Source organism: Mycobacterium sp. 1245499.0, from assembly GCF_001673615.1.
GTDB lineage: Bacteria > Actinomycetota > Actinomycetes > Mycobacteriales > Mycobacteriaceae > Mycobacterium > Mycobacterium europaeum_A.
The window spans coordinates 1-23,501 of the sequence record NZ_LZMG01000058.1 but is presented as its reverse complement, the minus strand read 5'-3'; the positions used below and the strand labels follow the sequence as shown (position 1 = coordinate 23,501).

General features: G+C 66.2%; 24 protein-coding genes and 1 pseudogene. 7 read left to right on the top strand and 18 right to left on the bottom strand.

From position 1 onward, the window contains the following. Positions 1–2: 2 nt before the first annotated feature. The 5 genes from A5646_RS02920 to ctaD all read right to left on the bottom strand — a co-directional run bounded on the left by A5646_RS02920 (position 3) and on the right by ctaD (position 5,564). On the bottom strand, positions 3–767 hold the full coding sequence (locus tag A5646_RS02920; protein ID WP_156752806.1) for an enoyl-CoA hydratase: 765 nt from the start codon (positions 765–767) through the stop codon (positions 3–5). Further along, positions 764–1,606: an NUDIX hydrolase gene (locus A5646_RS02915; RefSeq protein WP_067019734.1), complete on the bottom strand. Its 843-nt coding sequence runs from the start codon at positions 1,604–1,606 to the stop codon at positions 764–766. The genes A5646_RS02920 and A5646_RS02915 overlap by 4 nt, the downstream gene beginning before the upstream one ends. Continuing rightward, entirely contained in the window at positions 1,603–2,430 is an 828-nt protein-coding gene (locus tag A5646_RS02910) for an ABC transporter ATP-binding protein (protein ID WP_156748742.1), read from the bottom strand. The genes A5646_RS02915 and A5646_RS02910 overlap by 4 nt, the downstream gene beginning before the upstream one ends. Positions 2,431–2,546: 116 nt before the next feature. Continuing rightward, positions 2,547–3,788 carry a phosphoserine phosphatase SerB gene (serB, locus tag A5646_RS02905; protein ID WP_066876349.1) on the bottom strand — a complete coding sequence of 414 codons (1,242 nt, stop codon included), beginning with the start codon at positions 3,786–3,788 and terminating at the stop codon, positions 2,547–2,549. A 15-nt stretch (positions 3,789–3,803) separates the two neighbouring features. Beyond that, positions 3,804–5,564, bottom strand: coding sequence for a cytochrome c oxidase subunit I (ctaD, locus tag A5646_RS02900; protein WP_231997702.1), 1,761 nt, complete (start codon positions 5,562–5,564; stop codon positions 3,804–3,806). A 177-nt stretch (positions 5,565–5,741) separates the two neighbouring features. On the opposite strand from ctaD, the gene A5646_RS02895 reads away from it, so the two are divergent. Both A5646_RS02895 and A5646_RS02890 read left to right on the top strand, forming a co-directional pair. Next, positions 5,742–6,836, top strand: a complete 1,095-nt coding sequence (locus A5646_RS02895) for an iron-siderophore ABC transporter substrate-binding protein (protein ID WP_067019730.1) — start codon at positions 5,742–5,744, stop codon at positions 6,834–6,836. Positions 6,837–6,955: 119 nt separating this feature from the next. Further along, positions 6,956–7,996 (top strand): NAD(P)-dependent alcohol dehydrogenase, encoded by a 1,041-nt coding sequence (locus A5646_RS02890; protein WP_066872073.1) that lies wholly within the window; start codon positions 6,956–6,958, stop codon positions 7,994–7,996. A gap of 22 nt (positions 7,997–8,018) precedes the next feature. On the opposite strand, the gene A5646_RS02885 is transcribed toward A5646_RS02890, so the two are convergent. Further along, positions 8,019–8,444 (bottom strand): DUF3349 domain-containing protein, encoded by a 426-nt coding sequence (locus A5646_RS02885; protein WP_066872070.1) that lies wholly within the window; start codon positions 8,442–8,444, stop codon positions 8,019–8,021. Positions 8,445–8,751: 307 nt separating this feature from the next. Here A5646_RS02885 and A5646_RS02880 point away from each other — a divergent pair, with 307 nt between their 5' ends. Next, positions 8,752–9,012 carry a hypothetical protein gene (locus A5646_RS02880; RefSeq protein ID WP_156749168.1) on the top strand — a complete coding sequence of 87 codons (261 nt, stop codon included), beginning with the start codon at positions 8,752–8,754 and terminating at the stop codon, positions 9,010–9,012. Between the two features lie 37 nt (positions 9,013–9,049). Here the strand turns inward: A5646_RS02880 and A5646_RS30215 are convergent, their stop codons facing one another. The 3 genes from A5646_RS30215 to nrdF form a co-directional block, all read right to left on the bottom strand. Further along, a complete protein-coding gene (locus A5646_RS30215; protein ID WP_255361666.1) occupies positions 9,050–9,184 on the bottom strand; it encodes a hypothetical protein in 135 nt (44 codons plus the stop codon). A 387-nt stretch (positions 9,185–9,571) separates the two neighbouring features. Further along, a complete protein-coding gene (locus tag A5646_RS29335) occupies positions 9,572–9,730 on the bottom strand; it encodes a hypothetical protein (RefSeq protein ID WP_197505100.1) in 159 nt (52 codons plus the stop codon). Positions 9,731–9,972: 242 nt separating this feature from the next. Next, positions 9,973–10,947: a class 1b ribonucleoside-diphosphate reductase subunit beta gene (gene nrdF, locus A5646_RS02875; protein WP_197497868.1), complete on the bottom strand. Its 975-nt coding sequence runs from the start codon at positions 10,945–10,947 to the stop codon at positions 9,973–9,975. A gap of 181 nt (positions 10,948–11,128) precedes the next feature. Between nrdF and A5646_RS02870 the strand changes: the two genes are divergently transcribed. Beyond that, the gene (locus A5646_RS02870) at positions 11,129–11,575 is read left to right on the top strand and encodes an SRPBCC family protein (RefSeq protein WP_067019727.1); all 447 of its coding nucleotides are present in this window, start codon (positions 11,129–11,131) and stop codon (positions 11,573–11,575) included. After that, entirely contained in the window at positions 11,559–12,104 is a 546-nt protein-coding gene (locus tag A5646_RS02865; RefSeq protein WP_066864709.1) for a TetR/AcrR family transcriptional regulator, read from the top strand. Before A5646_RS02870 ends, A5646_RS02865 begins: the two co-directional genes overlap by 17 nt. Here the strand turns inward: A5646_RS02865 and A5646_RS02860 are convergent. Further along, the gene (locus A5646_RS02860; RefSeq protein ID WP_066881246.1) at positions 12,076–12,648 is read right to left on the bottom strand and encodes a TetR/AcrR family transcriptional regulator; all 573 of its coding nucleotides are present in this window, start codon (positions 12,646–12,648) and stop codon (positions 12,076–12,078) included. The two genes, A5646_RS02865 and A5646_RS02860, sit on opposite strands and share 29 nt — an antisense overlap. Positions 12,649–12,750: 102 nt before the next feature. On the opposite strand from A5646_RS02860, the gene A5646_RS02855 reads away from it, so the two are divergent. Further along, positions 12,751–13,671 (top strand): SDR family NAD(P)-dependent oxidoreductase, encoded by a 921-nt coding sequence (locus tag A5646_RS02855; protein WP_066864715.1) that lies wholly within the window; start codon positions 12,751–12,753, stop codon positions 13,669–13,671. On the opposite strand, the gene A5646_RS02850 is transcribed toward A5646_RS02855, so the two are convergent. The 3 genes from A5646_RS02850 to A5646_RS02840 all read right to left on the bottom strand — a co-directional run bounded on the left by A5646_RS02850 (position 13,668) and on the right by A5646_RS02840 (position 16,951). Continuing rightward, positions 13,668–15,206: an NAD(P)/FAD-dependent oxidoreductase gene (locus A5646_RS02850; RefSeq protein WP_067019724.1), complete on the bottom strand. Its 1,539-nt coding sequence runs from the start codon at positions 15,204–15,206 to the stop codon at positions 13,668–13,670. The two genes, A5646_RS02855 and A5646_RS02850, sit on opposite strands and share 4 nt — an antisense overlap. Positions 15,207–15,359: 153 nt before the next feature. Next, positions 15,360–16,088, bottom strand: a complete 729-nt coding sequence (locus A5646_RS02845) for a TetR/AcrR family transcriptional regulator (RefSeq protein WP_156748738.1) — start codon at positions 16,086–16,088, stop codon at positions 15,360–15,362. Positions 16,089–16,168: 80 nt separating this feature from the next. Then, entirely contained in the window at positions 16,169–16,951 is a 783-nt protein-coding gene (locus tag A5646_RS02840) for a helix-turn-helix domain-containing protein (RefSeq protein WP_197497871.1), read from the bottom strand. Between the two features lie 75 nt (positions 16,952–17,026). Here A5646_RS02840 and A5646_RS02835 point away from each other — a divergent pair, with 75 nt between their 5' ends. Continuing rightward, a complete protein-coding gene (locus A5646_RS02835) occupies positions 17,027–17,494 on the top strand; it encodes a glyoxalase/bleomycin resistance/extradiol dioxygenase family protein (protein WP_066864725.1) in 468 nt (155 codons plus the stop codon). Positions 17,495–17,557: 63 nt separating this feature from the next. On the opposite strand, the gene A5646_RS02830 is transcribed toward A5646_RS02835, so the two are convergent. From A5646_RS02830 to A5646_RS02810, 5 genes and pseudogenes are all read right to left on the bottom strand, one after another. Further along, positions 17,558–18,532 carry an AraC family transcriptional regulator gene (locus A5646_RS02830; protein WP_067019721.1) on the bottom strand — a complete coding sequence of 325 codons (975 nt, stop codon included), beginning with the start codon at positions 18,530–18,532 and terminating at the stop codon, positions 17,558–17,560. 279 nt (positions 18,533–18,811) lie between these two features. Then, entirely contained in the window at positions 18,812–21,667 is a 2,856-nt protein-coding gene (locus tag A5646_RS02825) for an RND family transporter (RefSeq protein WP_066881252.1), read from the bottom strand. Further along, the gene (locus A5646_RS02820; protein WP_066864734.1) at positions 21,664–22,107 is read right to left on the bottom strand and encodes an MmpS family transport accessory protein; all 444 of its coding nucleotides are present in this window, start codon (positions 22,105–22,107) and stop codon (positions 21,664–21,666) included. The genes A5646_RS02825 and A5646_RS02820 overlap by 4 nt, the downstream gene beginning before the upstream one ends. Before the next feature lie 71 nt (positions 22,108–22,178). Next, positions 22,179–23,081, bottom strand: a complete 903-nt coding sequence (locus A5646_RS02815; RefSeq protein ID WP_067019718.1) for an SAM-dependent methyltransferase — start codon at positions 23,079–23,081, stop codon at positions 22,179–22,181. A gap of 160 nt (positions 23,082–23,241) precedes the next feature. After that, positions 23,242–23,501, bottom strand: a pseudogene (locus A5646_RS02810) (ribonucleoside-diphosphate reductase); the annotation flags it as partial.

Genomic DNA, 23,501 nt, shown 5'->3' with positions numbered 1-23,501 from the left:
GCCTAACGGCCGCCGGGATCCGCCCGATCGCCACCGCCCTGACCAGCGGAGAACACCTCGACGTAGCGGCGGCGTTCGGCGGCGAGCCGCTCGGCCAGCCCCAGGTCGAAGACGTCGTTGATCCCGGCCTTGGCGGCGGCCAGCGCGTGCCGCGGCCCGTCGAGAAAACGGCGCGCCCACCCCGCGGCGGCGTCATAGACGTCGTCGGGGGCCACCATTTCGTCGATGAGGCCCAGCGCCAGCGCCTCTTCGGCATCGAAAAACCGGCCGCTGAACACCAGCTCCTTGGCCTTGCTCGCGCCGGCCGCCCGGGTCAGGCGGGTCATCGCATCGCCGCCGGGCACCAGGCCGGCCAGGATTTCGGTAGCGCCGAACTTCACGTTGTCCCCGCTGATCCGCCAGTCGGCGGCCAGGGCCAGCGTGAGGCCGGCGCCCAGCGCGTATCCGGTGATCGCGGCCACCGTCGGCTTGGGGATCGCCGCCACGGCGTCGATCGCCTCTTGGCGCACCCGCGCCACGCTGTCGGCCTCGGCGCCCCGCAGCGTCCGCAGCTCGGGCATGTCGTCGCCGGCGGAGAAGATCTCGTGGCCGCCGAACAGGATCACCACGGCGACGTCGTCGCGCCGCCCCAGTTCCTCGGCGGCCGCGATGACCTCCCGATACACCTGGCGGGTCATCGCGTTCGTCGGGGGCCGCGACAGCAGCAACATGGCCAGCCCGGCGTCTTGGGAGCCGTCGGAGACCACCACGCTGACGAACTCGCTCAATGCCGCCATCCCAGGCCACCCGCTTCCCGCGCCTGGTGGTAGCGGTCGGAGTCGAAGAACTCGAACACCCAGTTGTCGCCCTGGATCTCCAGGTGCGGCTGCACGGGCACGATCTGGCGCTCGACGGCCAGCACCTCCGCAACGGTCCGGCCCGCCAGCGAGTCCAGCTGCGTCCAGGTCGGAGGCAGCAAGAAGCTGCGGCCGGCCGTGAAGTCGTCGATCGCGGCCTCCGGCGTCGTCCAGCCCGCCCGATCGGATTCGGTGTTGTCTCCGTCGGCGCGCTGCCCCCGCGGCAGGGCGCCCACGAAGAAGTAGGTGTCGTAGCGCCGGGTGCGCTCGGCCTCCGGCGTGACCCAGTTGGCCCACGGCCGCAACAGATCCGAGCGCAGCTCCAGGTTCTCCCGGCGCAGGAAGTCCGCGAAGGACAACGTGCCGTCGGCCAGCGCGCGGCGGGCCTCGCCGTAGACCGAGGCGTCGTCGACGATGCTGTTCGGCGCCGAAACGGCCTCGCCCGCCGGCCCGGCGAACAGCACCCCCGACTCCTCGAACGTCTCGCGGGCCGCGGCGCAGACCAGTGCCTCGGCCAGGTCGGGTTCGATGCCGAAGCGCTGGGCCCACCACTGCGGCGGCGGGCCGGCCCACGCGATGTCCGCGTTGCGGTCGCGTTCGTCCACACCGCCGCCGGGGAACACCATCGTCCCCGCGGCGAATTCCATTTTCGCGTGCCTGCGCATGAGAAAAACCGCTAGCCCGGTTTGGGAGCCGGCCGGTTCGTCGCGCACCAGCATCACGGTGGCGGCCGGCCGGGCGACCAGCGGGGCTTCGTCGGGTGACGTCATAGCGGCCTCCGGTGGGCTGCGCGGGTGCGGACTCGCCGGGCGAAATAGCGCCCGTCGACGACGTCGAGGGCGATCGCCTGGCCGAACGCGGTGGACAGATTCTCGGCGGTCAGCACGTCGGTCAGCAGGCCAGCGGCGACCACCTCGGCTTCCGAGAGCAGCATGCAGTGACTGAACCCGGGCGGTATCTCCTCAACGTGGTGGGTGACCAGCACCAGCGCGGGCGCGTCGGGGTCGCCGGCCAGGTCGGCCAGCCGGGCGACCAGCTCCTCGCGGCCGCCCAGGTCCAGGCCGGCGGCGGGCTCGTCGAGCAGCAGCAGCTCGGGGTCGGTCATCAGCGCACGCGCGATCAACACCCGCTTGCGCTCGCCCTCAGACAACGTTCCGTAGGTGCGGTCCGCCAGGTGCTCGGCGCCCAGGCTTTCCAGCATGTCGATCGCGCGTTGGTAGTCGACGTCCTCGTAGCGCTCTCGCCACCTGCCCAGCACCGCGTAACCGGCCGAGACGACGAGATCGCGCACCACCTCGTCGGTGGGGATGCGCTGGGCCAGGGCGGAGGAGCTCAGCCCGATCCGGGACCGCAACTCGGTCACGTCGACCCGGCCCAGCCGCTCGCCGAGCACGAAAGCGACGCCGGACGAGGGATGTTCGGCCGCCGCCGCGATCCGCAGCAGCGAGGTCTTGCCCGCCCCGTTGGGCCCGACGATCACCCAGCGTTCGTCGAGTTCGACCGCCCAGTCCAGCGGCCCGACCAAGACGTTGCCGCCACGCTTCAGCGATACCTGCCTGAAATCGAGCAGCAGATCGGGGTCGGCTTCCTCCACCGTCTGGTCGGCTCGACGCTCGGAGTCTCTCGACTCCTCGGGAATCACCTCCGGCTTCCGTTTTCGGGCACCCGACCATCGTGCCGTACCGCGGCGCCCGAATAGCTGCCGGGTCGCTAGGGGCCCGGCGGGATTTCCACCCGCCGGACCTCGCCGTCGATCGCGTCGGCGGCCTCGATTTCGCCGCGGGTCACACCCAACAGGAACAGCACGGTGTCCAGGTAGGGGTGACTCAGCGACGCATCCGCGACCTCACGCAGCGCGGGCTTGGCGTTGAACGCGATGCCCATCCCGGCGGCGGCCAGCATGTCGATGTCGTTGGCGCCGTCGCCCACAGCGACGGTCTGCGCCATCGGCACCCCGGCCTGCTGCGCGAAATCCCTTAGGGCCGTGGCCTTTCCGGCCCGGTCGACGATGGGGCCGACCACCCGGCCGGTGAGTTTGCCATCGACGATCTCGAGCTCGTTGGCCGCGACGTAGTCCAGCATCAGCTCGTGCGCCAACGGCTCGATGATGCGCCGGAATCCCCCGGAGACCACGCCGCAGTGATAGCCCAGCCGGCGCAAGGTGCGCAGCGTGGTCCGGGCGCCGGGCATCAGTTCCAGTTGGTCGGCGACCTCGTCGATCACGCTGGCGGGCAGCCCCGCCAGGGTCGCCACCCGCTGCTCGAGCGACTGCGCGAAGTCCAGCTCGCCGCGCATCGCGGCGTCGGTGATCGCGGCGACCTTGCCCTCGGCGCCCGCCCGGGCCGCCAGCATCTCGATCACCTCGCCCTGCACCAGCGTCGAGTCGACGTCGAACACGATGAGCCGCTTGGCCCGTCGTTCCAGGCTGTAGTCCTCGACGGCCACGTCGACCTGTTCCTCGCTGGACACCCGGTTCAGGGCGGTCCGCAGCGCGGCGTCCGCGCCCGGCGGCACCGAGACCCGCAGTTCCAGGCCGATCACCGGATAGTCGGAGACACCGCGGATCAGGTCGATGTTGACGCCGAGGGCGGCCACCTCACGGGCCACCGCGCCGAACGCACTGGCGGTGATGGGCCGGCCGAGCACGAAGATGGTGTGGCTGGAGGGCTCCCGCATGATCGGCACGTCGTCGCTGCGCTCGATGGTCACATCGAGCCCCACGCTGCGGATGGCCGTTTCAACGTCCTCGCGCAACTGCGCGCCGTCGGCGACCTCGGCCGGGCAGCACACCAGCACGCCCAGCGTCAGGCGGTGCCGGATCACCACCTGTTCGACGTTGAGCAACTCGACCCCATGCCGCGACAGCGCCTCGAACAGGGTCGCCGTCACGCCCGGTTGGTCCACGCCGGTGACGGTGATCAGCACCGACACCTTGTTGGGTGGTGCGTTCACTCCGGACAGCCGCCGCTACTGCTCAGGAGTTGAGCGATCGGGTTCGGTTCGTGGGCCGAAGCCCTTCGGTGATTCGAGAGCCGTGGCATGGCGGCCCACGTGGGCCTCGGCGCGCAGCCGCTCCACCATGTGCGGGTAGTGCAACTCGAATGCCGGTCGCTCCGAACGGATTCGGGGCAGCTCGGTGAAGTTGTGCCGCGGCGGCGGGCAGCTGGTCGCCCATTCCAGGGAGTTGCCGTAGCCCCACGGGTCGTCGACCGTGACGACCTCGCCGTAACGCCAGCTCTTGAAGACGTTCCAGACGAACGGGAACATCGACGCGCCCAGGATGAAGGCGCCGACCGTCGAGGCGACGTTGTAGGGCTGGAAGCCGTCGCTGGGCAGGTAGTCCGCGTAGCGGCGCGGCATGCCCAGGTCACCCAACCAGTGCTGCACCAGGAACGTGGTGTGGAACCCGATGAAGGTCAGCCAGAAGTGCAGCTTGCCCAGCCGCTCGTCGAGCAGCCGGCCGGTCATCTTCGGGAACCAGAAGTAGATGCCGGCGTAGGTGGCGAACACGATGGTGCCGAACAGCACGTAGTGGAAGTGCGCGACCACGAAATAGCTGTCGGTGACGTGGAAGTCCAGCGGCGGGCTGGCCAGCATCACGCCGGTCAGACCACCCAGCAGGAAGGTGATGAGGAAGCCGACCGAGAACAGCATCGGCGTCTCGAAGGTGATCTGCCCCTTCCACATCGTGCCGATCCAGTTGAAGAACTTGATCCCCGTCGGCACCGCGATCAGATACGTCATGAATGAAAAGAACGGCAGCAGAACGGCTCCGGTGGCGAACATGTGGTGCGCCCACACCGCGACCGACAGGGCGGCGATCGACAGGGTGGCGTACACCAGCGTGGTGTAGCCGAACACCGGCTTGCGCGAGAACACCGGGATGATCTCGGTGACGATGCCGAAGAACGGCAACGCGATGATGTACACCTCGGGATGCCCGAAGAACCAGAACAGGTGTTGCCACAACAAGACTCCACCGTTGGCGGCGTCATAGACGTGGGCGCCCAGATGTCGGTCGGCGGCCAGCCCGAACAGCGCCGCGGTCAGGATCGGGAAGGCGATCAGGATCAGGATCGAGGTCACCAGGATGTTCCAGGTGAAGATCGGCATCCGGAACATCGTCATGCCGGGCGCGCGCATGCACACCACGGTGGTGATCATGTTGACCGCACCCAGGATGGTGCCCAGACCGGCGACGATCAGGCCGGTGATCCACAGGTCTCCCCCGGCGCCGGGTGAGTGCACGGCGTCGGACAGCGGCGTGTAGGCGGTCCAGCCGAAGTCGGCGGCGCCGCCCGGGACGATGAAGCCGGACGCCGCGATCAGCCCACCGAACAGGAACAGCCAGTACGAGAAGGCGTTCAGCCGCGGAAAGGCCACGTCGGGCGCACCGATCTGCAGCGGCAGCACCAGGTTGGCGAAACCGAACACCACCGGGGTGGCATAGAGCAGCAGCATGATCGTGCCGTGCATGGTGAACAGCTGGTTGAACTGCTCATTCGACAGGAACTGCAGCCCGGGAGCGGCCAGCTCGGTGCGCATCAGCAACGCCATCAGCCCGCCTATGAAGAAGAAGGCGAAGCAGGTGACCGTGTACATGATGCCGATCAACTTGTGATCGGTCGTCGTGATCAGTTTGTAGACGAGGTTCCCTTTGGGGCCCATCCGGTCCGGATACGGACGAACGGCCTCGAGTTGTCCCAAAGGGGGCGCTTCGGCTGTCAACAGCTTCTCCAAACATCCAGATCGGACACTGGCCCAAAAATCGGTATTGAGACGAATCTTAGCCGTCGATCATGACGACGTCAGGGCTGGTCCTACAAACTGTCGTAAACGGCTCACCGGCGCGGCCCGCCCGTCGGCGCGGCCGCGCCGAGCTGGCCGGATGTTAGCGTCTGACGCGTGTTGTTCGGCGTGATCAGACCCGCCCGGCTGACCGCGGCGACGGCGGCGGTCATCCTGGCCTGCGGCGGCTGCGGATCCGACCAGCCCGCCGGGCAGCCGACCCATTCGCTCGTCACGCCCACCACCCAGATCGCCGGCGCCGGCGTGCTCGGAAACGACCGCCGGCCCGACGAGTCATGCGCACGCGACCCCGCCGAGGCCGACCCGGGCCCGGCCAAGCGGCAGGCGCACAACGCGGCGGGCGTCGCCCCAGACATCGTGCAGGTGCCCGCCGATCCCCAGCGCATCGTGGTGCTCTCCGGCGACCAGCTCGACACGCTGTGCGCGCTGGGCCTGCAATCGCGGGTGGTCGGCGCCGCCCTGCCGGACGGCTCGCCGACCCAGCCCGCCTATCTGGGCGGCGCGGTGCAGGGCGTGCCCGGTGTCGGCAGCCGCTCCCACCCGGACGTGAAGGCGATCGCGGCCGCCCACCCCGATCTGATCCTGGGCTCGCAAGCGTTGACCCCGACGCTGTATCCGCAGCTGGCCCCGATCGCCCCGACGGTGTTCACCGCCGCGCCGGGCGCGGCCTGGCAGGACAACCTGCGCGCGGTCGGAGCCGCCACCGGCCGCGGCGCCGCGGCGGACGGGCTGGTCACCGGCTTCTCGCAGCGGGCGACCGACGTCGGCGCGCGGCACGACGCCTCCCACTATCAGGCGTCGATCGTGCAGCTGACGGCCGGCACCATCCGGGTCTACGGCGCCAACAACTTCCCGGCCAGCGTGCTCGGCGCGGTCGGCGTCGACCGGCCCGCCTCGCAGCGGTTCACCGACAAGCCCTACATCGAGATCGGCGCTTCCGACGCGGACCTGGCGAAGAATCCGGATCTCTCGATCGCCGACGCCGACGTGGTGTACCTGTCCTGCGCCACCCCGGCCGCCGCCGATCGGGCCGCGACGATCCTGGACAGCAACCCGTGGCGCAAGCTGTCGGCCAACCACGACAACCGGGTCTACGTCGTCAACGACGAGATCTGGCAAACCGGCGAGGGCCTGATCGCGGCCCGCGGCATCGTCGACGACCTGCGCCTGGTGAACGCCCCGATCAACTGACCACGACCGGCCGGTACGCACTCGTCGCCATAAGGTGATATTCGCCGCCTCGGATGGCGGAAGAACTTTTACCCTAGCTAAACTTCTTGAAGACGTATCGAATCGAAGAGGGACTTTTCATGAGCACAGTTTCGGCGTACGCGGCCACCTCGCCGACGGCACCGTTGACCAAGACAACCATCGAGCGGCGCGAGCCGGGTCCGCACGACGTGGCGATCGACATCAAGTTCGCCGGAATCTGCCACTCCGACATCCACACGGCCAAAGGCGAATGGGGAACACCGAGTTACCCGCTGGTCGTCGGCCACGAGATCGCCGGCGTCGTGACCGCGGTGGGCTCCGCGGTCACCAAGCACAAGGTGGGCGACCACGTCGGGGTGGGCTGCATGGTGAACTCCTGCGGTCAGTGCCGCAGTTGTCAGGCCGGCCTGGAGCAGTACTGCAGCCGGGGCACGATCTTCACCTACAACGCCACCGACAAGGACGGCACGATCACCCAGGGCGGCTACAGCCAGGCGATCGTCGTCAACGAGAACTTCGTCCTGCACATCCCCGATTCGCTGCCGTTGGACAAGGCGGCGCCGCTGCTGTGCGCGGGCATCACGCTGTTCTCGCCGCTGCGGCACTGGAAGGCCGGCCCGGACACTCGCCTGGCGATCATCGGCCTGGGCGGGCTGGGCCACATGGGCGTCAAGCTCGGGGCGGCGATGGGCGCCGAGGTGACGGTCCTGTCGCAATCGCTGAAGAAGATGGAAGACGGTCTGCGACTCGGCGCCAAGCACTACTACGCCACCGCCGAGCGCGAGACCTTCAAGGAGCTGCGCAACAGCTTCGACCTGATCCTGAACACCGTCTCGGCGAACCTGAACCTCAACGACTACCTCAGTCTGCTCGACGTCGACGGCACGCTCGTTGAATTGGGCATTCCCGAGCACCCCATGGAGGTGGGCGCGTTCTCGCTGGCGCTGGCGCGCCGCAGCCTGTCCGGGTCGAACATCGGCGGCATCGCCGAAACCCAGGAGATGCTGGACTTCTGCGCCGAGCACAACGTGACGCCGGAAATCGAGCTGATCGAGCCCGACTACATCAACGAAGCCTACGAGCGCGTCCTGGCCAGCGACGTGCGCTACCGCTTCGTCATCGACATCTCAAAGCTGTAGGGCATCAGGAAGCTGACGGGCCCTACAGCGCGACGCCCGGCGCGTTCTCGGAAGCAGCACTGCGCGCGGCGATTTCGGCGGCCTCTCCCCATTCGTCGCCGGGGATGACTTCGCTGACGTCGATGCCGGCCAGCGGCCACCCGACGGCCGCCAGGGTGGACGCCACCCGGATGATGTTTTCCGGCCCGGCGTCGTAGTGCGTCATGTCGGAGATGAAATGGGCGATCTCGTCGCGCTCGATCACGCCGTCGGCGATCGCCGGGGATCCGTCCGCGGTGATGTTGCGCACCACCTCGGCGATCTGCTCCTCGGTCAGCGGGGTGCTGCGCAGCAGCGCCAGCAGCGGCACCCGGTCGGGCCCGGGGACTCCCTCGGGGTAGCCGGCGCGCAGCCAGCGAAGTACCGAACGGCAGAAGTTGGCGGTGGCAGAGGCGGCGGTATTCGTCACCCCACCAGTGTCAGGGCTGTCGTGTCGCCCGCGCCAGCGGGTGAAAAGCGGCGCGCGCACAATTCATACGCCGTTCATTACCCGAACATGTCCGCTACCAAAGCGCGCGGCGGACGGATCCACAGCGGCAGTCACGAAACGAATCATGGCGTCCCTGCGAAGGCCGATATGCGAAACTGCGCGGCCGGAGGGGCGATGGCCTTTTGGAGCGACGCGACGATTGGGTATGCAGGACTTGTACGAGCAATTGATGGTTCAGTCGTAATCGTCTGGGAGACAAGTGCAACTCGATGTAATCGCCACCGCAATGACCGCGACGGGCGCGCCGCTCATCGTCTCCGGGATACTCGGGGTCGGCGAGATCGCGATCGGCGCCTATCAGCACCAGCGGACAAACAGAGTGGCCGGAAACCTCAACATGATTGCCGGGGGCCTGGGACTGCTGGCCACGATCGGCGCGACGACAGGACAGCTCGAAATCGCCCTTCCCGCAGCAATATTGGGCGGCGCAGCTGTCGGCATCAATCTCGTTAACCAGACCCGCCAGCAGCACCGGCAGAGCGCATAGCCGTCGGGCCGCGGGCTCATGTCGGCTGGCCGGCGCCTCATTCGCCGGCGGTTGGAGCGTCACTTCCCGTGGATGAGGGCTCCGTGGACTCCACGTCGGAGCCCTCTTCGTCGTCGGTGGCTTGGGGCGGTTGTTCGTCGCCCTCTGGCGGCGGCTGTTCGGCGGTGGTCACGTGGCTCTCCCGTCCAGAAACGATTTCGCGTGCCAGATACCCGGGCCGGCCACGCGGGAAACCGAGCGCTGCGGTCGAACCGCCCAGCAGTCCCGGCCCTCGTCCTCGCGTCGAGGAACGTGCATGAGAACGCCACTGCAGATCTGGCCGACGTGCCGCCGGCGGCTAATGCGAGTGATCGCGCGGGAAGCCAAGCAGTGCGGGCTACAAAGCAACATCGGAGGCCCGCGGTAAATCGGGTACGGGTATTTTCCGCTTCGGGCTTATTAGCGGTCGAGTCAATAATCGGCTGGTATCCACAATCGTGAGAAAGCAGATCGCGGGAAACCCAATCCGCGTTTGCCAGTCGCTAGCAACTGCTTAACGAGGCGACAGTGATCGGCCGAGTCAGCCAACACCTTCCGAGCTCTGCTCGCTGGCGCAGTGGACCATCCGCTCGCTCAGCTGGATCAGCGGGTCTTCATACCCACCAGGCATGGTGTAGGCCAATCGGCGCAATTCGACGGCAAACTCGTACAGATGCTGGGTCAGCAACGCGACGGTCATAAGGCGGCAGTGACGATCTTTGCGGTGACGGTAGCTACGCGGAACAACATACTTCCCAAACTTCCCCCTATTGGCGACCCAGATGTTTGGCGACGCGTCCCGATTCGTCGATGGCAGCGTAATCGCTCCCGCATCTAATTACAACTGTGTTTGTATAAACTCCCGCGCGGCGTATGGAGCGGAGCAATAAGTCTCCGGCCGGCCGACCGTGCAAGACGGACCAGCTATGCGAGCTGCGGTTGCTAGAAGTCCCAGTCCTCGTCCTCGGTGACGACGGCCTTGCCGATCACGTAGCTCGACCCCGAGCCGGAGAAGAAGTCGTGGTTCTCGTCGGCGTTGGGTGATAGCGCCGACAGGATCGCCGGGTTGACGTCGGTCTCGTCGCGCGGGAACAGCGCCTCGTAGCCGAGGTTCATCAACGCCTTGTTGGCGTTGTAGCGCAGGAACTTCTTGACGTCCTCGGTCAGCCCGACCTCGTCGTAGAGGTCCTGGGTATACTCCACCTCGTTGTCGTAGAGCTCGAAGAGCAACTCGTAGGTGTAGTCCTTGAGCTCCTGCTTGCGCGCGTCGTCCACCAAGGCCAGACCGCGCTGGAACTTATAGCCGATGTAATAGCCGTGCACGGCCTCGTCGCGGATGATCAGCCGGATCATGTCGGCGGTGTTGGTCAGCTTGGCCCGGCTCGACCAGTACATCGGTAGGTAGAAGCCGGAGTAGAACAGGAAGCTCTCCAGCAGCGTGGAGGCGACCTTGCGCTTGAGCGGCTCGTCGCCCTTGTAGTACTGCATGACGATCTCGGCCTTGCGCTGCAGGTTGGGGTTCTCCTCCGACCAGCGGAAGGCGTCGTCGATCTCGGCGGTCGAGCACAGCGTGGAGAAGATGTTGCTGTAGCTGCGGGCGTGCACCGACTCCATGAACGCGATGTTGGTGTACACCGCTTCCTCGTGCGGGGTCAGCGCGTCGGGGATGAGGCTGACCGCCCCGACCGTGCCCTGGATGGTGTCCAACAGGGTCAGGCCGGTGAACACGCGCATGGTCATCTGCTTCTCGTGGGCGGTCAGGGTGCCCCACGACGGCAGGTCGTTGGACACCGGCACCTTCTCCGGCAGCCAGAAGTTGCCGGTCAGTCGGTCCCAGACCTCGGCGTCCTTGTCGTCTTGCAGCCGGTTCCAGTTGATCGCCGAAACGCGGTCGATCAGCTTCATGTTTTCGGACACCAGAACCCCACTTCACACGCCGTTTTGCCGGATGAATCTCAGGCTCCAGACACTACCTCTGGGGTGCGACAAGCGACGGCAACACAACAACTTGTGTTTGCGTGTCGCAAGCGCCCCCCGGCGCACCGTCGGTTCCATTCCGTTCTCCAGTATCGCGCGCCAAGGATGTACCATTTGGTACATGCTTACCGAAGACAGCGTCGAGATCGACGCACCGCCCCGACTCGTCTGGGACGTCTTCACCGACGTCGAGCACTGGCCGGACTGGACCGCCTCGGTCACCTCCCTGACCGGGCTGGACGGCGCGGCCCTCGCCGTCGGCAGGCGCTTCGCGATCAAGCAGCCCGGCATGTCGAAGCTGAAGTGGCGGGTCACCGAGCTCGACCCCGGCAGGTCCTGGACCTGGGTGCAGCGCTCGCCCGGAGTGCGGGTGCGCGCACGCCACGACGTCATCGCCCAACCCGGCGGCCGCACGTTGGTGCGCCAGCAACTCGACCAGGGCGGCGCGCTGGGGGCCCTCGTCGGGCGGTTGATGATCAAGAAGACCAAGCGCTTCCTCGACCTGGAAGCCCAAGGCCTCAAGGCCCGCGCCGAGCAGCTCAGCCGCGCCGATGGCGCGCACCCCTGACACCGGGCGGCGCCAACAGCTCCTCGAGGCACTCGTCGCCGAGTTCGCCACCGGCGGCATCGGCGACCGGTCCCTGCGCGAGGTGGCCGCCGCAGTGGGCACCAGCCACCGAATGCTGTTGCACCACTTCGGCTCTCGCGAAGACCTGCTCCTGGCAATCGTCGAGGCGGTCGAGCACCGGCAGATGGGTGTGCTGTCCGAACTGCCGACCGGCCCTGCCGAGGGCTTCGCGGCGATGTGGGCCGACCTGCGTCGACCCGAGCTGCGCCAAGCCGAGCGCTTGTTCTTCGAGTGCTACGCCCGCGCCGCCCAGGGCGAAAAGCCTTTTGCCCGAATGGTTCCCGGGGCCGTCGAGAGTTGGCTGGCCGAGGTCGACGCGATCGCCGAGGCTCCGGTCGATCCCGCCTTGGCCCGGCTCGGGTTGGCCGTCGCACGCGGCCTGCTGCTGGATCTCGTCGCGACCGACGACGAGGCCGGCGTGGATGCGGCCGCGCAGGCTTTCATCCGGCTTTTGGCAACACCGAAATAAGCGTGTCGACGAGTTCCTCGGCGCTGGTGTGCCACTTGTCCAGATCCATGTGGCCACTCAAGTCGAGGCCCGTAATGCCATGCGCGCTCGTCAAAATGAGCGCCCCGTAGCGCGGGGCCTGCTGCGGACCGGTGATGCGACCGACCATCTGAAGAAACAGCTCCTGCGTGCGTTGGGCCGCCTGCATCGCCGCGGTCGGGTCACCCGCCGGCGGGGTGAACATCAGGCGGTAGAGATGCGGGCGGGTGCGGCCGATGTCGATCAGCGACAGCAGGGCCGACCGCAGACATTCCTGCGGCGAATCTTCGCTACCCACCAACGCTTCGAGCGCGTCACCCAGTTCGCGCAGTGCGTTGGTGGCCAACTCGGCGAGCAGAGACTCCTTGTCGGCAAAGTGCCGATACGCCGCCGAGCGCGACACGCCGCTGCGGGCGCCGACCTCGCGCAGCGTCACCGCGTCGACACCGCCGAGGTCGAGCAACACCCCCGCCGCCTCGACCAACGAACGGCGCGTCGCCGCCGCGCTTTCGGCCCTTGTCGTCACCCGCAGAGCATAAGCCGGTCGTTGGGTTGACAATGTCAACTCGACTGCTAGTTTGAGATGACAGCGTCAACTCAAACTAGGTCCCCTCGATCGGAGAACCCCATGATGTCGTCGAATCGCGCCAACCGTAATGAGCTGATCGTCGTCACCGGCGCCTCGACCGGCATCGGCGCGGCCACCGCTCGAGAATTGGCCCGCAAGGGTTTTCATGTGCTGGCCGGTGTGCGCCGCGACGCGGACGCCGAGGCGCTGCGCGCACAAAACATCGAGCCGCACATCCTGGACATCACGATGGAAACGGACGTGGCCGCCATCGCCGACCGCGTCGCGCGCGATCCGCTGCGCCGTCCCCTGCGCGCGCTGGTCAACAACGCCGGCATCGCGGTCAATTCTCCAGTCGAAACGCTGCCGATCGACCAGTGGCGCCGGCAATTCGAGGTAAACCTCTTCGGCCACATCGCGATGACCCAGAAGCTGTTGCCGGCCCTGCTGCTCAGCGGAGGCACCGTCGTCAACATCAGCTCGGTCGGCGGCAAGGTGGTGTTGCCGACGTATGGCGCGTATGCCGGTTCGAAGTTCGCCCTGGAAGCCGCCAGTGACGCGTTGCGGCGGGAGGTCGCCGAACTCGGCATCAAGGTGGTCGTCGTCGAACCCGGCGCGGTCAAGACCGAGATGGCCGAGCGCGGCATCAGCACCGCCGAGGGCCTGATGGCCAGCCTGACCGAGGCGCAACTCGCCCGCTACGGCGATCTCATCGGGGCCGTCACGGCGCAAGCCCGGTCGTTCGGCGAGGAGGGCGTTTCGGCCGAACACGCCGCGAAGGTGGTCGCCAAGGCCGCGACCGCACCGCGTCCACGCACGCGCTACACCATCGGACGCGACGCCGCAATCCTGTTGTGGATCAACCGCGTGGTGTCCGACCGGGGGCTGGACCGCATCGTGCGGCAGAACCTGCGATCCTTCGCCAGGAAGTCGCAGGCCCGCGAACAACGCAGCGCCGCAACAACTTCGGTCGGCCTTTAGACCGCCGCCCGCTCGCCCGTGTTGACGCCGTAGAACTGGTATTCGTCCCGCTTCACGGAACGGGTCGCCCGCCAGTACTCCCAGGTGTAGCCGCCCCAGAGCACGGTGTTCTTGCCGTGCTCGTCCAGATACCAGCTGCTGCAGCCACCGCTGTTCCACACCGAGGGGCCCAGCCTGCGCTGCAGCTCGTCGTTGAACTTGTCCTGGGCGGCGCGGGTCGGGGCCAGCGCCTGGGCGCCCAGCTTGTCGCAGGTCGCGATCGCGTCTGCGACGTAACGGATTTGGGATTCGATCATGAACACCACCGAGTTGTGTCCCAGCCCGGTGTTGGGTCCCAGCAGGAAGAACAGGTTGGGCACGTCGGCGACGGTGATGCCGCGGTGCGCGCCGATGCCCTCGCGGTTCCAGCGGTCCACCAGGTCCTCGCCGTGCAGCCCCTTGATCTGGACGTAGGTGTAGGAGTCGGTGACGTGGAAGCCGGTGGCGTACACGATCACGTCGGCGGGCCGGTGGGTGCCGTCGGCGGTGACGATGCCGTCGGCGGTGATCCGCGAGATGTGGTCGGTGACCAGTTCGGTCTTCGGGTCCGCGACCGCGCCGTAATAGGTGGAGGAGTTCAGGATTCGCTTGCACCCGATGCGATAGTTCGGGATCAGCTTGCGCCGCAACTCCTTGTCCTTGACCGCCCGGCGAATGTTGTATTTGCAGTAGGACTCGATGAACTTGAGCAGGTTCGGCCGCTTGGTCATGCCGAAGGCCAGCGCTTCCTGCCCCCAGTAGATCGCGAGCCGCACCAGCGCGCGCAGCCCGGGCACGTTCTCCATGGCCCGGCGCACCGCCGGCGGAATCTCGGGGTTCGACCGCGGCACCACCCACGGCGGAGTGCGTTGGTAGAGCTGAAGTTCGGCGACCTTCCCGACGATCTCCGGCACGATCTGGATCGCACTGGCGCCGGTCCCGATGACGGCCACCCGCTTGCCGGTCAGGTCGACGCTGTGGTCCCACTCGGCGGAATGGAAAGCGGCGCCGGCAAACTCGTCGCGGCCTTCGATGTCGGGCATGGACGGGATGTGCAGCGCGCCCGCACCCGAGATCAGGAACTGGGCGACGTATTCGCGCCCGTCGGCGGTGAACACGTGCCAGCGGTTCTCGTCATCGTCCCAATGGGCCCGATCGACCAGCGAGTCGAACTCGATGTAGCGGCGCAGCCCGTACTTCTCGGTGACGCCCTTGAGGTAGTCCCAGATCTCGGGCTGAAAGGAGAACGGGTTCTTCCAGTCGGGCTTGGGCTCGAACGAGAACGAATAGAGGTGCGACGGGATGTCGCAGGCGCACCCCGGATAGCTGTTGTCCCGCCAGGTGCCGCCGATGTCGCCGGCCTTTTCCAGGATGACGAAGCCGACGCCCTGCTTTTGCAGCGCGATCGCCATCCCCAGACCGGAGAACCCGGTCCCGATGATGAGGGCGCGCGTGTGCACGGGCTTCGAGGCGCTGGCCGCAGGGGTTGTCTCGGTTTGTGTCACGACGTCGGTCACGGTCGATCGGTCCTTCTATCCAGGCGTGTCGCGGGTCGGCGTCAGCCGGCGTCTTCGGCTGCGGCCCCGGCCGGCGCAGATACCCAGTACCCAGGGTATCGGCTTGGACGAGTGTTATCGATGGCCGCGGCGGTTGTCAACGCGGAACTGCGCTCAGCCCACGGCCGGCTTGACGGTCACCATGTCGTGAATCGGCAGGTCAGGATTCATCGTGATGCCCAGCGCCTCGGCGGTCCCGACGATGACCCCCATCATGATGGTGGTCAGGTGCGCGACGAACTGCTCGCGCGACATCAGCCGGGGGCTGTCCGGCTCGGGGCCCAGCCACCACTCCGTGGCCGACGCCGCGCAGCCGAACGCCGCGTTGCCGGCCAGTTCGACCGCCGCGTGGTCGAGTTCCATCTCGCGCAGCTCGTTGTCGAACATGTCGGCCACGGCCAGGGTGATGCCGCGTCCCTCGTCCAGGATCTGGGGGCTGGCCGCCGAGCGGCCCTGGATGAAGACGCGCAGCACGTTGGGGTGCTTGTCGACCAGGATCACGTACTCCTCGACGCTGCGCCGGATCACCTCACGGGCCGAGTCCGTTTTCAGGTCGATGGACGCGAAGATCGCGGCCCACAGCATGTCGCGTAGCCGCTCCCCGATCGCCTGGAACAGGTCCGACTTGTCGTGGAAGTGCCGGTAGATCTTCGGCTTGGCGGTGCCGGCCTCCTCGGCGATTTCCCGCACGGACAGTTCGGGGCCGAGCCGGTCGATGGCGCGGAAGGCCGCGTCGACGATTTCGCTGCGCACTTTCTTGCGGTGCTCGCGCCAGCGCTCGCTGCGCGCGTCGACCTTGGCCCCAGGCTTGACAGCCGGGTGGGGTCTAGGAGGCCGAGGAATTCTCACCACATCAAGCACTGTACCGCGCGACGGGCGCTGACCTGGGCAGACTGCCCGATCAAACGGCTGGGCGTGCCCGTTCAGGCGTATCGCTGGGCGTACTCACCGGGACTGCAGCCGAGCATCGAGCGGAAGTCGTTGGTGAAGTGGGCTTGGTCATACCAGCCGAGGCGAACCGCCAGATCGGCCAGATCGACGGATCGATCGGTCTCGATTGCCAACGCCGCCTGCTGCAGGCGGTAACGGCACAGGACCCATTTGACCGGAACCCCGACGTAGTGGCGGAAAACCCGCTGGGTGGTTCGCACGCTCCACGGTGAGCACGCCATCACGTGCTGTACTCGCTGGATGGCGTCGTCGTCACGGATCCGGTCTAGCAGCGCGTTGAGTGACGTATAGGTCGGGTCGGGGTCGGTGCGTGTCCCGATCATGGCGTCCAGTTGCGCGGTCGTGCCATCGATATCATCGTCGAAAAGCGCTGGGCTGTCGAATAAGTCGTCATCGACGCACACAACCCGGCCGGTCAGCGCGCTTGCATCGCGTCGGAATCGGGCGGTGAATCCGCCCGGCCGGAAGCGCGCGCCGACCACCGCGCCGCGTCCCGACAACTCGATGGCGAAGATCCGCTGAACCACGCCGTGCACCAAGGTGGCCGGCAGGGTGAACCCATGGCGGGGTGAGTCGGTGCCCCACTCATGGGTGAGATTGATCGATGGGAAAGTGATGACCAAGCTTTCCTGCGGGGTCCGCCCGGTCAGGTCCCAGCGCACCGACCAGAAGTGCTCGACGAATTCGGCAGCCGCCACCGAGGGCACCGTGCGGTCGAGCTCGAATATCGAGCCGGTGGCAGCCCGCCCGACCACACCGGGCTCCGGCGCTCCCGCCGGTGGCGTGTTTTTACAAGCGTCCACGCGACGAATCTAGCCAAGCTGAACGACATGAATCCCGAACCGATCCCCGAGGGCTACACGAGTTTGACCCCTTTTCTCGTTGTCGACGGAGCCGCAGCCGCCATCGAGTTCTACACCGACGTCTTCGGCGCGGCACTCGTCGAGAAGATGCTCGGGCCCGATGGCACGGTCGCGCACGCGGAGTTGGACTTCGGGCGCGGCAGGTTGCAGCTGTCCGACCCCAACCCCAGCTATCAGCTTGAAGCCCCGAGCCGCACCGAGGCGGTCACCCACTCGATCGCGCTCTACTGCGCGGACGTCGACGCCGTGCTGGCGCGGGCCCAGAACGCGGGGGCCACACTGCGGGAGGCGGCCCAGACCTTCGTCACCGGCGACCGGTTCGGGTCCATCACAGACCCTTTCGGGCAGCGGTGGTCGATCATGACGCGGGTCGAAGACATCGACTCAACCGAACGCGAACGCCGGCTGGCCAACTGGGGCGCCGAGAACCTTTGATCGGTCGCGGTCCTCGAGCATGCAGGACACGCAGCCCTCGACTTCTGTTCCGCCGATGCGTCGCTACGGCCCGCGCAGTACCTCGCTCGGGGAGCGGCCGAACTCCCGCCGGTAGTCGGCCGCGAACCGGCCGAGATTGCCGAACCCCCAGCGGTACGCGACGGCGGCCACGGTCGTCCCGTCCTCGACAGATGACTGCCTCAGCTCCGCATGCGCCCTTGCGAGGCGGATCGCCTTCAGGTGTGCCGTGGGCGTCGTGTCCAGGTGCGTACGAAAGGCCTCCTGGAGGGCACGAATGCTCAATCGCGCTGCGGCCGCGACGTCACCGATCCGGATGTCCTCGGCCGCCGCCTCCTCGAGATAGGCGATCGCACGCCGAACGGCCGGCGGCTGGACGCCGCCACACCGACCTGCCTCGACCGCGGCAGAAATCCCGGCATAGGCCTGCACGATGCTCGCTATCAACATGCGCCGCATCTGGGCGGACAGCAATGCCCCGGACGCCAAGAGCCCGTTCGGTCCGGCGTTGCGGAGCAGGAAGTGCATCACCTTGGCAACGGCCACCGTTCCCGCCCGGGAAGGGTGCCGGTGCAACGGGAATCGGACCGCGGACGGCTCGCCCGCGCCGGTGAATTCACCAATAGCCGCCTCGAACTCGGTACGGCCGATCCGCACGTGGAAAAGCCTGCAGTTCTGTTCCCAACGCAACTGATACGACGTGTGCGCGTCCAGCACTACGTGTTCGCCGGGCACCAGCAACCGTTCCCCAGTCGCGGCACGGGCCGCAAACCGCCCGCTGATCTGCTGGGAAACCAGGACGAAGTCGTCGAACGTCGACGATTCCATCAGGGTTGTAGCCGACCCATACGAGAGGGCGTAGACGCCTAGCCCAGTGGTGCCGCCCTCGGCGTGCCGGGCCCGGAACGCCGATAACCTGCCTTTTACAGCGAGGCGATGGGGACAGTAGACAGACGCGACTTGAGTTCTCGCGTCGTCCGGATCCGAGGTGTCGATCCGGATGCGCAGGCCGTCGATCATCAGGCTGTGGCCCGTTCGTGGATCGCCGTCGCCATTTCAAGCACGCTCAAGCCCCGCCCGACGACTGACGTCGTCGGTTTCGCCGGCAGGCGCGGAGGGCGCCGCGACGAGGGAAAGGCCGCGGAGGCCGGCGGCGCGGTCGCGCGCGCAATCGCCTGCAAGCGGTGTCACCTCGTTCACGCTCGTCGTTTGGTAAGGGCCAATCAAGCCTGCACCAGCGCAGCGCGATTCACCCATGGCTATCGAGCCGTTGTGCCCACGAAATGCGACACCCTGACGTCAAGGAACAGCCGCGTATTCGATCGGCATCACCGGACGCCCGGTGGCGGCGCGCGCCGGCCTGGAGCGGACCAGTCGGGGCCACCAGAAGAAGGGTCCGAGGAGCCGGGCAAGCGCGGGGGTGACGAACGAACGCACGATGAGAGTGTCGAGCAGCAAACCGATCCCGATCGTCGATCCCATTTCCCCCACCGAGACCAGCTTCCCGGAAACCATCGCCATCATGGTGACGGCGAAGACCAGGCCCGCGGTGGTGACCACCTTGCCCGAGTTGGCGACCGCTCTGATCAGACCGGTGTTCAGGCCCGCTCGGCTTTCTTCGAGGTAGCGGGCGATGAGCAGCAGGTTGTAGTCAGAGCCGACCGCAACCAGGATGATGAAGGTGAGCGGCAGGCCAAGCCAGCTCATCGGGATGCCGAGCACGTGCTGCCAGATCAGGACCGACAGGCCGAACGCTCCCGAGTAAGAAAACGCGACGGTTCCGATGATGACCAACGCCGCGATCACGCTTCGTGTGATGAGCAGCATCACCAGGAAGATCAACGCGAATGCCGCGGTGGCCGCGATGATCAGGTCCGTTTTGGCCGCATCCTGGATGTCCCAGTACGTCGTCGCCGCGCCGCCGAGATAGACGCGGGCGCCACTGAGGGTGGTGCCCTTCAGCGCCTCCTGCGCGGCCGCCAGATAGGTCTGGTCATGCTGGATGCCTTGCGCAGTGAGCGCCTCACCGTCGTGGTAGATCATGTATCGCGCGGCTTTGCCGTCCGGAGACACGAAGTATTTCAGGTCGATCCGGAAAGAGGGATTCGCGAAGGCGTCTGGTGGTAGGTAGAAGAATTCGTCGTTCTTCGCACTGTCGAAAGCGTAACCCAGGTCCATCATCTGGCGGCTCAGCTCGTCGAGTTGGGCCAACTGGGGTTCGATCGTGCTGTGCTCAGCCAGGATGACCCGGTGGAGTTGGTCGAGCTCATCGACGTTGCGGCTGAGTAGTTCGACCAGTTGTGGCAGCACCGAGTCCTGGATCAGTGCAGCTTGAAGATTCTTGTCCATCTGCTCGTCCAGCTGGTCGAACTTGTCGGTCGCGTCGAACAGCGATCGCAATGACCAGCAGAGCGGGATGTCGAAACAATGCTTCTCCCAGTAGAAGTAGCTTCGGACCGGACGCCAGACGTCGTCGAACTCGGCGATGTTGTCCCGCAGCGCATCCGTGACGTCTTTCATGCCCTGGGCGGCGTTGGCGGCGAGATGCGTCGCGCCGGCCTGTTGTGACGTCAATTGCTGCTGATGACGCATCAGTTCGGTCATGCGACTCGTGATGTCGGCCATGTCGGTCAGCCGGGTGTTCAGGTCGGTGAGGAACGGCACGAGCTCCTTGATCTTCGTTCCCATCGAGCCCATTGTGTAGGTGAAGGATGAATGCTCGAGCGGAGTCCCCAGCGGCCTGGTGACGCTCTGGATCAACCCCACGCCCGGAGTGTGAAAGACGCTGCGCGCCACCCGATCTAATGCGATCATATCCGTGCTGTTACGCATATCGTGATCGGACTCGACCATGAGCATGTCGCCGTTGAGCCTGCTGACCGGGAAGTGCCTGTCGCTCGCGGCATATCCCAGCTTCGACGGGCTGTCATCGGAGATGTAGATGCGGTCGTCGTAGTTGGGCCGGTAGCTGGGCAACGTCAGCGATCCCACAAGCACCACCAGGCAACTTGCCAACAGGACCCGGCCAGGCCACCGGACGGTAACCGTGCCGATCTTGCGCCAAATGCCGGCGCCTCCTTGGCGTTTCGGTTCGAATACCCCAAATCTGCTGCCGAGTGCCAGCACGGCCGGCCCGAAGGTCAGGGCGGCGCTGACCGCGGTGAGCATTGCCACGGCACAGGGGATCCCACAGGTGTTGAAGTAATTGAGCCGGGTGAACTTGAGGCAGAACGTCGCGCCGGCAACCGCAAGACCAGACCCCAGGATGACGTGCGACACGCCGTTGACTGCGGAATAGTATGCGGTTTCCCGGTCTTCGCCAGCGTGGCGTGCTTCGTGATAGCGGCCGATCAAGAAGATCGCGTAATCGGTGCCCGCGCCGAGGATGAGGGATACCAAGAGGTTCGACGCGAACTCCGATATCCCGATGAGCTTGTGGAAGGCCAACAAGGACACCAAGCCCCGCCCGCAGTTCAGTTCCAGCATCACCATGAGCAGGACGAGCAGCGCGGTCGAGACCGAGCGGTAGACGACCAGCAGCATCACGGTGATCAGGACGATGGTGACGAACATGATCATGATCAGGCTCTCGTTACCGGCTTCGAGCATATCCGCCGACAGCGGTGCCGAACCCGAGACGTAGACCTTCAGACCGGGCGGGGTTTTGTTCTGCGAGACCAGGTCTCGCACCGCCTTGATCGACTCGTCCGAGACCGCCGAGCCGAGGTTGCCGGCGGTCCGTACCAGCGTGTAGGACGCCTTTCCGTCGTTGCTCTGCACCCCCGCGGCGGTGGTTCCCTGCCCCCAGAGGTTCATCACGTATTGAACGTGTTTGTCGCGCCGTAGTTTTGCGACCAGATCGTTGTAGAACACATGGTCGCCTTCGTCCAACTTGTGTTCGCCTTCCAGCACGACCATCACCAGGCTGTTGCTGTCGGACTCTTTGAATACCTGCCCGATGTGGATGAGTGCTTGTGACGATGGCGCGTCGACCGGGACCAGCGGACCCCGGTTCGCTTCGGTGACCGGCTCCAGCTGCGGAACGACCGTGTTGAGTACAACCATGAGGGCGATCCACGCGAGCACCACGGGCACGGCGAACCTGCGAATGGCCTTGGCGAAGAACGGCCTTCGCGTGTTGTCACTATGGTTCATGCGGACAGCACCTGGCACCATACGCCGGCATGGTCACCGGTTGCCGTGTGTTCGGAACGCACCTGCCCGTCGACAGTGATACGGCAGCCGATGTTGCCGCCTGCCACCTGCGCGGCGATATCGGCGGTGGCCGTCGTCAAGACCGTTACTTCGGTGTGTGTCCACGGCAGCGCCGCGAGGTCGACCAGTACGGGGCGGGAGTTCACGTCCCAGTAGCTGGCCCTTCCCCACCCCGCGAGATCGCCGAAAATGTCGTATTCGATGCGTTTGGGATTGAACTGGGCTATCGAGAATTTGTTGCCCGGACTTCGAGTTCGGTCCTGGGAACCGAAGATCCCGTGTGCGGAGTCGATGATGAATGCAGCCAGGACAACCACGACGGCCACCAGGGCGGGCAGCCAGAGCCTGCTGACCAGCCGCCGACGTACGGACGCGACCATGAGTGTGACCCCTCCTGCGGGCCAAGGAAAGACATGCGGGGATGACAGTGAACGCAGCTGCGACGAAACCGCTAGGTGCGCAACCCGCTGAGCATCCGGGTGAAACTCGCAAGCTCGGCGAAGCCGTCCCCGGTGGGAGCGGGTCGCTCGGCGTCCCGAAAGACGGTGTCGAGATCCGCACTGCTTGCCTTCCAGCCACGCTCGGCCAGATACGCCACCGGATCGGCGTGCTTTCCGGCGAAAGTCAGGTCGCGCATATCTATTTCGGGGTCCCGCTCATTCCACATCGCATGGTGCATTCGCAGGTTATCGCCAAGCGCGTCGGCCCGGGGGCTGTCGATGTAGTCGGCCCCGAGCCGGCTGCCAGGGGCACTCAAGGTGGTGATCGCGTCGAGTATCTCGTCGTGTGTCTCGGGCGGTAGGTACCCGATGAGGAGGCCCTCGACGATCCAGACGGTCGGCTGAGCGTCATCGAAACCCGCTTGCCGCAATGCCGTTGACCAGTCCTGGCGCAAATCGATGCCTAGGCAGTGGTGCCCGTCTGCAGGCGGCCAGCCCAATCCGGTCAGGACGCTGCGCTTCCACTCGATTACCCGCGGTTGGTCGACTTCGTAGATGGACATCGTCGACGGCCAATCCAACCGGTAGGCGCGACAATCCAATCCGGCGGCCAGGATCACGGCTTGCCGAATGCCCGACTGGCACGCGTCGAGGGCGAAGTCATCGAGGCTGCTACTGCGCATCCCGAAGTAGGCGGGCATCCAGGCGACATCGAGGTCGGAGAAACTGATTGTGCCGTCGACTATTTGGGTGAACAATCGTAGTCCGACCGCCCGGACCAATATCTCGGCGAACGGATCCCTGATTACCGGGTCGGTTTGCCTGCTGGCGACCGCCCGTGCCGCGGCCACCATCGTCGCCGTCGCGCCTACGCCGGTCTTGAGGTCCCAACTATCGTCACGGGTCCGTGGCATGATCGCCCCTTTGCATCGTCTGGCCCCCGAACGAATCTGCGTCGCTCGGGTCGCTGTCTGATGCAAAGTTAGGGCGGCTACGACAGCCGGTCTACCCGGATTACGCGGGCGGTGGCCGGAAAACGCGGTGGCGCCCGGCTTTACACCGGGCGCCGGGGCGCTAGAGCATGCAGGACACGCAGCCCTCGACCTCTGTTCCCTCCAAAGCCATCTGGCGCAGCCGGATGTAGTACAGCGTCTTGATTCCCTTGCGCCAGGCGTAGATCTGCGCCTTGTTCACGTCGCGGGTGGTGGCCGTGTCCTTGAAGAACAGCGTCAGCGACAGGCCCTGGTCCACGTGCTGGGTGGCCGCGGCATAGGTGTCGATGATCTTCTCGTAACCGATCTCGTAGGCGTCCTGGTAGTACTCCAGGTTGTCGT

Bases quoted from the DNA above. Each gene is read 5' to 3' on its own strand.
- A5646_RS02915 (WP_067019734.1), bottom strand. From the start codon at position 1,606: ATGACGTCACCCGACGAAGCCCCGCTGGTCGCCCGGCCGGCCGCCACC.
- A5646_RS02890 (WP_066872073.1), top strand. From the start codon at position 6,956: ATGAGCACAGTTTCGGCGTACGCGGCCACCTCGCCGACGGCACCGTTG.
- A5646_RS02880 (WP_156749168.1), top strand. From the start codon at position 8,752: ATGACCGCGACGGGCGCGCCGCTCATCGTCTCCGGGATACTCGGGGTC.
- A5646_RS29335 (WP_197505100.1), bottom strand. From the start codon at position 9,730: ATGACCGTCGCGTTGCTGACCCAGCATCTGTACGAGTTTGCCGTCGAA.
- A5646_RS02870 (WP_067019727.1), top strand. From the start codon at position 11,129: ATGCTTACCGAAGACAGCGTCGAGATCGACGCACCGCCCCGACTCGTC.
- A5646_RS02865 (WP_066864709.1), top strand. From the start codon at position 11,559: ATGGCGCGCACCCCTGACACCGGGCGGCGCCAACAGCTCCTCGAGGCA.
- A5646_RS02855 (WP_066864715.1), top strand. From the start codon at position 12,751: ATGATGTCGTCGAATCGCGCCAACCGTAATGAGCTGATCGTCGTCACC.
- A5646_RS02835 (WP_066864725.1), top strand. From the start codon at position 17,027: ATGAATCCCGAACCGATCCCCGAGGGCTACACGAGTTTGACCCCTTTT.
- A5646_RS02830 (WP_067019721.1), bottom strand. From the start codon at position 18,532: ATGATCGACGGCCTGCGCATCCGGATCGACACCTCGGATCCGGACGAC.
- A5646_RS02825 (WP_066881252.1), bottom strand. From the start codon at position 21,667: ATGAACCATAGTGACAACACGCGAAGGCCGTTCTTCGCCAAGGCCATT.
- A5646_RS02820 (WP_066864734.1), bottom strand. From the start codon at position 22,107: ATGGTCGCGTCCGTACGTCGGCGGCTGGTCAGCAGGCTCTGGCTGCCC.
- A5646_RS02815 (WP_067019718.1), bottom strand. From the start codon at position 23,081: ATGCCACGGACCCGTGACGATAGTTGGGACCTCAAGACCGGCGTAGGC.